Genomic DNA, 6276 nt, shown 5'->3' on the forward strand with positions numbered 1-6276 from the left:
TTTTCATTCATAACTTAAAATCCTTTCAGGTTATACCTACAAATATAAACTATCTTAAACAATCGTGAAAAACATCACCAAAACGGTCGATCCAAAAGGGTGATTTCATTCTTACTAATGGGGTAGCGCTCAGGTATGGGGTTGTGCGATCGCACCCAAAATCTCGGTATCCTGATGTGCAGGAGCGTTCTGGGAGGTCGGCGATGGGCAGACGATCGCATCTTGAGTTAGCATGGTAGGAGTGCGGCGATTAATGCAACAGGTATGAGCAAATTATTGGATGCGACTCTCTCAGTGGAAATTGCTAAACGCATTGAAAGCAATGAAGTAAACAGCTTTGACAATGCTTATCATGCAGCATTGGCAACGCCAGGATCGCTCTACGTTCAAGGTTTTTTAGTTTTTTCTGGCAAGCCGTACAAACCCATTGAGCATAGCTGGATCGAACTGGATAATTCTATTGTCGATCCTACTCTGCCATATCTCCACAAAAAGCCGGAAGAATTGTACTACTTTCCCGCGCAAAAACTAACCGTTAAGCAATTGCAAGCAGCATTAGAAGAAGCCAAGGAAGATTATCCAGAAGATGAGCCTTTGCCTGTTTATGGTTCTATGCCTTACGAGTATTACGGCGATGTAATGTTAGGCGGTAAGGAATATCAAGAAGCTTACGAACAAGCAGAAGCTAAATGCTCGGAATTGAACAAACCAAAAATAAAATAAGTGGGAACTAATAGGCATCTCCTTCAAAAGAATCTCGAAGGCAGGATGCCTACCCCACAAGAATTTTTGGAGAGCGCACCTACGGGGTCAGGGAAAACAGAAACGGCGATCGCACTCTGATAAACTTGCTAAACTAGAGCCAGACTTAATTCGAGAGGTCAATATGTCTTTTAGCAGTTACAAGAGTATCGGTGCAGTCCTCAAAGAATTTCAAATTACGTACATCGAAGCCGATTTTATCATCGAAACCGCATTTAATATCCCAGAATATTTCCGTACAGACTTACAATTCGTGATGCAAGAAGGAGTTGTTAGTAACTCGGAATATGCGATTTGTGAAAACTTAATTTACCCAGTTCTTAAAGAAGTTTGGAAGTCCTATTTCCAACAGTTAACTTTGTGGAGTCATCAATCTTTAACTTATGATGAAAATCTCTCAGGGTTTCCTGAATATATTTTAGCTAAACGTTCTCCTTTAGGTAAGGTTGTTTTTGATAAACCCTATCTGCTTTTGGTTGAGGCGAAGCAGGATAAGTTCGAGGAAGGATGGGGACAATGCCTAGCTGAAATGGTAGCAGCACAACGACTGAATGGAGAACCACCATTTATTGTGTTTGGAATTGTTTCTAATGGTCAATTATGGCAATTTGGTAAACTTGAAAGAAATCAATTTACCAGAAATCGATCGTTTTACAGTATTCAAGAATTAGACAAGCTTTTTGCGGCTGTAAACTACATTTTTCAACAGTGTATTTTACAGTTAGATGAATTGATAGCAGCATAATATAGCAAACTAATTGATGACGCTCGCGCTCTTACTCCCCAATTTTACTAAAAGCGATCGCACCTCTATTTTCTTCTTTTAAAACCTGTATAAATTCGCTCATTGACCTGCTCGAAAAATCTGCGATGCAGTCAAATTTAACTCTGGGAAAGTAAGCGATTCAATTCGTTCGTTTTCTCGAAACTGGCGGACTTGATACTCTCCTTCAACAAGTTGGTAAATAGAAAGCGTAGGTCGTTTAGGATTACCGATGAAGCGTCTTCCTCCTAATCCCAAATAATCTACAATCCAATATTCAGAAATACCTAAAGCTTCGTATTCTTCCAGCTTCAAAGCATAATCATCACTCCAATTGGTTGAAACTACTTCAACTACACCCCTCTCCTCGCAGGAGAAGGACGGGGGGAGAGGTTTTTCCAGATATTTTTTGGAAAACCCCCTTTCCATATCGATCGTAGAATAGGAACAGCAATAAAAACAAACCACTTATGGCTGAAGCACTGTTCCTACCGACCAAATATAATACTGGCGCTTACGTGCTATCAGTTGGCGAATCGTATACTTGGCAAATTGCTTGCGCCTCTCGCTTGAAACGATCGCGCACATTCTCTGGCCCAACAATTTCGCAGCCAGCGCGATAAGCTAATATCTCCCGATTTAGCCAAAAGGTGCTTGACACCTGACGCACTACCTTGCGGATGTTGCCGTCTCGTTCGTCGCTGATGTCCCCGCGTTTCGATTCGTAGCTATTGGCCAGTTCGCCCTTAAAGTGTAAGTACACTTTGACAAAATCCAGATTTTCTCGCCATACACCGTCGCTGGGGAGGATGTTGAGGTCTTTAATGCGATCGAGTCTGAGAGAACGGTTGTGCGCGAGTTCTGGTAAATCGCGATTGCCTTCGGTTTCTTCATTCCAGGTTTCTAGGTACAGTCGTTTTTCTCTGAGCAAGATTTCGGCGTAACGCACGGTAAACACCCAATCTCGCTGCTGTGCGTCGCGATAGAGGAGGCGGAAGGGTTGGCGACTGGCAATTTGGCGATCGAGCAACACTCGCCAAGCGGGGAGGGACTGACTGATTTGTTGTAGAAAGGACTGGCGCAGGGGGGAATCGAGATTTCCGCGTTCTAGTAGTAAAGCCATTAAGGTTTGCGCCTCGGTAACGTATCCCGAATCGATCAGCAGTTTAATTGCTTGTTCTAGGGCTTGCACCTGTACGGGTGTAAGTGTAAATCGCTGCCCTAGTTCGAGTTCGGCTTGGGCGATCGCAACTAATAAGCCGGAAATACTCGGTCGATCGCCCCATAAAATCTTGAATTGAGCGGCGATATCTTCTAGCTGCTCTTTGGTTCCGGGTGGTATAGACAGTGTAATCGTTTCTTTTTTGCGAGGCATTTTGATAAATGTACTTGCACTATAGATGAGTTTGTGTCATACTCGCTCTATTAACAAATATAAGTGACCTGTGGCTGTTGGAGGTAAAAGCATGAAAATTACCTTACTTCCCTTATTTTCTAAGCAAAATACCGATTCCGAGCATTGTGCTTTGGGATGTCGGGGTCAGTGCAAAGTTAAGGAGAAAGCACCGAAGTTTGGGGAAAATCGGGATGCACCCTGTATTTTGTCCTTACACCAGGTTGAAACTTGCGCCCAAGTGCTGTACGGTGATGCAGAGATTATTTTCAATACGTCGGCGACGGGAGATGGGAAATCGCTGGCGGCGCAATTGTCAAGTTTAATCGATTTGAGGTTTCGCACGATCGCACTTTATCCGACGATTGAATTAGTAACGGATCAAGAAAAGCAAGTTGCCAACTATTGCACATATTTCAATTTGGATGCAAGTAAGCGCGTCGATAGTCTTTACGGTGCGGAATTAGCGCGGCGAGTGGAAGCAGCAGAAAAAGGCAATAAATTTAAGGAATTATCGAAAGTAATTGAACGGAAATCTGTGATTCTCACTAACCCGGATATTTTTCATTTAGTTACTCATTTTCGTTATTATAATCCGGCTTACGATCGCGCTTTGTTGCCATTACTTTTTGCCAGAAATCTCGACCTATATGTAGCTGATGAATTTCATATTTTTGGCGTGCATCAGGAAGCGGCAATTTTAAATAGTTTGCTGTTAATTCGTTACAACCGACCGCGCAAGCGTCCGATGAAAGTTTTGTTTACTTCTGCTACCCCTAAACCCAGTTTTATTAAAAAACTCCAAGAAGCAGGTTTTAAAGTAGCAGAAGTGAAGGGAAGTTATGAATCTGAATCTACACCGGGATATCGCCAAATTTTGCAATCGGTAGAATTAGAATTCGTGCAGTTAGACCGAGATTCCGATTCGCTAAGTTGGTTGAAAGAACAAGCAGAAACAATTAGACAAATTCTGGAAGCGGAAGGGAGAGGACGAGGGTTAATTATTCTCAATTCGGTGGCGCAAGTTAGCCGCGCCGTGCGAGAATTACAAGCTATTTTTCCTGAAGATAAAGTGAAAGTGCGAGAGATTAGCGGACGGATCGATCGCCAAGAAAGAACTGTTACTCAAACAGAGTTACAAAATGCCGAACAATCGGTTTTAGTTATCGGTACATCGGCGGTAGATGTGGGAGTAGATTTTAGAATTCATTTGTTAATTTTCGAGGCGAGTGATTCGGCTACTTTTATTCAAAGATTGGGTCGTTTGGGTCGTCATCCAGGTTTTTCAGCTTACAAAGCATTTGTGTTACTTTCAGGTCGCACGCCTTGGATTATGGCAAGATTAAATGAGAAATTGGCAGAGGTTAAAACAGTTAATAGAAATGATTTTCGGGAGATGATAGAAGATGCTTTCGATCCTCCCGCAGAGTTTGAACGATATCGCGCTTATTGGGGTGCATTGCAAGCGCAGGGAATGTTACTGAAAATGACAGGTGAAAATGCCGATGTCATGCGACAAATTCAAGCAAAAATGACTGATGATTTGCGACAAGTTTATGGCGAACAATTGGATAAAAAACGCGGTCATTGGTTTGCATTGAAAAATGATGCAACTGGTAAAGCAGTACAGGAAGAATTATTGCGCTTTCGTGGCGGTTCGGATTTGCAAGCAGCAGTTTGGGATGAGTCGCGATTTTATACTTACGATTTGTTGCGGCTTTTACCTTATGCGGAAGTGGAAATTATCGATCGCGATCGCTTTTTAGCCGCCGCTACAAAATTTAACCATCCAGCGACAGAATTTCCCGATAAATACATTCAAGTTTACTTGAAAATTAAGGAATGGACAGATGAAAGATTTGACATTCAATTGGAGTGCGATCGCACCACCGAAGAACTGAAACAATGCAGTTTAATTCAATTAGATAAACTTAGCATTGTCGGACATCCGCAAAGTGAAGTAAAAAAATGTCTTCGCAAACGAAAATTACTGGCTTTTATCGTATCTGTCAACCGCAGTCAAGCTTATAGCCATTGGGATGTCAGTCGCAAATTACATCTCAATCCCACATTTGGATTGTATCGACTTACCGATGCTGATGGTGTCACTTATGCGACTGCATTTAATCAAGATGCTTTGTTGTTGGAAGCAATGAAATGGCGACTCAAACCTTGCGAAACTGCAAAACCTTATATCTATTAAAACCATGACAACTTTACTGCAAACTTTACTGATTGAAACTTTGCCGGAAGATACCGATCCAATTTTGCGATCGTATATCGAGACTGTTCTACCTGCAATGGAACGAGAATTTGCCTTAATTACAGCTTTAGGCGGTTCCTACCAAGGTCATTATCAAAAATTAGTGCAACAAGGCAATTTTCGTGCCGATGAAAAAGCACAACGCTGGTCAAATAAAGCGGATCAAAGCTTGTTAGTTCACGTTTTAAATGCTTTGCTAACTGCTTGGAATCTCAGCCAATATTTGCCAGAAGATTTGCAACTATCAGAAGTAGAAAAACGCCTGCTGTGTTTGGGAATCACTTTGCACGACTATAATAAAGCCGTGCAAGGTCAAAAAGAAGAAACTGCACCGCCAAAAGCATCGGAAATACCGCAAATTTTACAAGTTTGCGAAACTTGGGGAGAGAAACTGAATTTTGATGCTTTTTGGCAGGAGTGGCGCGAGTATTTGTTAGAGATTGCCTATTTAGCGCAGAATACCCAATTTAAAGTCGGCAGCAATACCGTTATTTCTAATTGGGAAATCGGAGATTTTGAAGTTAAAATTGATGACGATCGCCGTTTAGATTTACCCTTGCGTCACCTGCTGGCATTTGGCGATATTGCAGTGCATTGCAACGATCCGGCGGATGTGGCAATTCAAACTGGTGGCGATCGCTTGCAAGAACGTCTAGAATCGTTAGAAATTAACAAAAAACTCGTTTACCATCGCCTGCGAGATTGTCGCGGTTTACTCACCAATCAAATTCACAATGCTGTCGTCAATTTTGTTAGTAAAATTGATTGGCAACCGATTCTTTATTTTGCCAATGGTGCTGTTTATTTAGCGCCGCCAAATTCAGTTACGCCAAGTTTGGATGAAATTGAAACTGCTGTTTGGGATAGCCTGATTAAAGGCGATGAATCTCACAATCAAAAAGGATTGGCGGCGTATTTCAGCACTGGCGATGTGGGATTTGTGCGAGATGGAAAAGGGTTAAAAGTTGCGCCTCAAACGTTGGAACTTTTTAGTCCGGCGGAACTGATTCGGCAATTACCCGATGTCGTGAAAGCGAAAGTGGCGAATGCGAAAAGTCCGGCTACAGGAAAGCGAATTGAAAAGTTAGAAATTCC

At 42.2% G+C, this 6276-nt stretch carries 5 protein-coding genes and 1 pseudogene; 4 read left to right on the forward strand and 2 right to left on the reverse strand.

All coding sequences use genetic code 11. The features are described from left to right. Positions 1–264: 264 nt before the first annotated feature. Both H6S82_RS14315 and H6S82_RS14320 read left to right on the forward strand, forming a co-directional pair. Entirely contained in the window at positions 265–723 is a 459-nt protein-coding gene (locus H6S82_RS14315; RefSeq protein ID WP_190471378.1) for a hypothetical protein, read from the forward strand. Between the two features lie 163 nt (positions 724–886). Then, positions 887–1507 carry a hypothetical protein gene (locus tag H6S82_RS14320; RefSeq protein ID WP_190471376.1) on the forward strand — a complete coding sequence of 207 codons (621 nt, stop codon included), beginning with the start codon at positions 887–889 and terminating at the stop codon, positions 1505–1507. Between the two features lie 99 nt (positions 1508–1606). Here H6S82_RS14320 and H6S82_RS14325 read toward each other — a convergent pair. Together H6S82_RS14325 and H6S82_RS14330 are read right to left on the reverse strand one after the other, a co-directional pair. Beyond that, positions 1607–1882 (reverse strand): annotated as a pseudogene (locus H6S82_RS14325) (Uma2 family endonuclease); the annotation flags it as partial. A gap of 157 nt (positions 1883–2039) precedes the next feature. Further along, positions 2040–2900 (reverse strand): WYL domain-containing protein, encoded by an 861-nt coding sequence (locus H6S82_RS14330; protein ID WP_190471370.1) that lies wholly within the window; start codon positions 2898–2900, stop codon positions 2040–2042. A gap of 91 nt (positions 2901–2991) precedes the next feature. Here H6S82_RS14330 and cas3 point away from each other — a divergent pair, with 91 nt between their 5' ends. Beyond that, positions 2992–5121 (forward strand): type I-D CRISPR-associated helicase Cas3', encoded by a 2130-nt coding sequence (gene cas3, locus H6S82_RS14335; protein WP_190471367.1) that lies wholly within the window; start codon positions 2992–2994, stop codon positions 5119–5121. A gap of 4 nt (positions 5122–5125) precedes the next feature. Continuing rightward, the coding region (gene cas10d / locus H6S82_RS14340; RefSeq protein ID WP_191056342.1) for a type I-D CRISPR-associated protein Cas10d/Csc3 at positions 5126–6276 on the forward strand (1151 nt) is incomplete at its 3' end.

The sequence above is a fragment of the Planktothrix sp. FACHB-1355 genome (genome assembly GCF_014748295.1).
Taxonomy (GTDB): Bacteria; Cyanobacteriota; Cyanobacteriia; order Cyanobacteriales; family Aerosakkonemataceae; genus Aerosakkonema; species Aerosakkonema funiforme_A.

Coding starts and splice junctions, on each gene's coding strand:
- H6S82_RS14315 (WP_190471378.1), top strand. CDS start 265: ATGAGCAAATTATTGGATGCGACTCTCTCAGTGGAAATTGCTAAACGC.
- H6S82_RS14330 (WP_190471370.1), bottom strand. CDS start 2,900: ATGCCTCGCAAAAAAGAAACGATTACACTGTCTATACCACCCGGAACC.
- cas3 (WP_190471367.1), top strand. CDS start 2,992: ATGAAAATTACCTTACTTCCCTTATTTTCTAAGCAAAATACCGATTCC.
- H6S82_RS14320 (WP_190471376.1), top strand. CDS start 887: ATGTCTTTTAGCAGTTACAAGAGTATCGGTGCAGTCCTCAAAGAATTT.